This is a genomic window from uncultured Leptotrichia sp., assembly GCF_938036635.1.
GTDB lineage: Bacteria > Fusobacteriota > Fusobacteriia > Fusobacteriales > Leptotrichiaceae > Leptotrichia > Leptotrichia hongkongensis.
In genome coordinates this window covers 1-1,299 of sequence record NZ_CALHQO010000536.1, presented here as the reverse complement: position 1 = coordinate 1,299, position 1,299 = coordinate 1, and the positions used below count along the sequence as shown (strand labels likewise).

Genomic DNA, 1,299 nt, shown 5'->3' with positions numbered 1-1,299 from the left:
AAAATTTTTATATACCTATATTATATCTTATAGTCAGTCATATTTGCAAGCAATTTTGTTTATAATGTGATTTTTTTTACTATTAATTTCTTTTATGCTTAAATAATAGTTCCCTAAATCTAATATATTTAACAGTTTTCACAAAAAAATAGCCCAAATAAAAATTTAGACTATTTTATAATGTTATTACAGCAACAGCATCTGACTTGATAATTATAATTATTCTATTCAAATTTTAAAACGGCTTAATATCAAAAATTAAATACAAAATTTCCTTTATTGTTTTAAACTTAATTTTTATATGTATTGCAACGATTTAACCATCCTAGCAGCCATTTTTTCTCATTTTTTGCAGGATCGGAATTTTTTACCCGTCTTTCAAGCACAAATTTTGCAGAATTGCTAAATTCTTCAAGAGCTGCTTTTCCGCTTTCAGTTCCTTTCATATTTTCAAGGACTTGAAGAAGCCCCCATCCTTCTCCCTTATAAGTTTCTGTTCTTGTAGTTCCTTCTCCCTTGAAATTAACATAGTCAATTAAAGGATAAAGACCATTTGGAGATTTTGCAACACGGTAAAATTGTTTTTTGACATTTTCTTTATTTTTTGCAACTTTTAGCATTTTTTCCAGCGAATCTTCCAGACGGTTGAAAATAAACTCAATTTGTGTATCCTGCGTGTTGTAAAGAAAATTAATTAGTTCAGTAATTTCTGGATTATTATTTTGTTTTAATTTCAAAAACTCTTCTCGGCTTTTCCAAGGTGCAAATTTGTTATCTTTAATAATTTTTGGCAATTCAATATTTTTAGATTTATAAAATTCCACAAGTGGCGGAAAACTTTCTTCAAATTTACCTTTTTCACCTTTTTTATACCAAATAAAATGCCCTATCCCAAGCGATGGGAAATTCTCTCCGCTATTCCAAACAACTAAATCGTTCTTTTTCCCAGCAGCTTCATTTTGAAAAATTCTTTTAGCCACACGGTTAAGTTCTTCTTTTGAAATCGACAATTTTGGTCTTTCACTTAAATTTTGAGAGTTTTTATTTTTATCTTCATTGTTATTGATATTTTTATTTTGATTCAAATTATCTACTTTTTTAATATTTTCTTTTTTTGTTTTCGGTGATTTTTTGGAAAATCCAAAAGATGTCAAAGAAGCTGATAATGCTCCAAGTAAAATAATTGTTTTTATTTTTTTTGATTTCATGGCCTTTCTCCTTTTTTAGTAATTTTATCATATTTTCAGGATTTTATAAAGAGAATGTTTTTTGTTGTTATTCAGTTTGAAAAGTGATATA

Annotated in this window: 1 protein-coding gene; it reads right to left on the bottom strand. The window is 27.0% G+C overall.

From position 1 onward, the window contains the following. Window positions 1–290: 290 nt before the first annotated feature. Window positions 291–1,208: a hypothetical protein gene (locus Q0370_RS10685; protein ID WP_299575546.1), complete on the bottom strand. Its 918-nt coding sequence runs from the start codon at window positions 1,206–1,208 to the stop codon at window positions 291–293. Window positions 1,209–1,299: the final 91 nt, after the last annotated feature.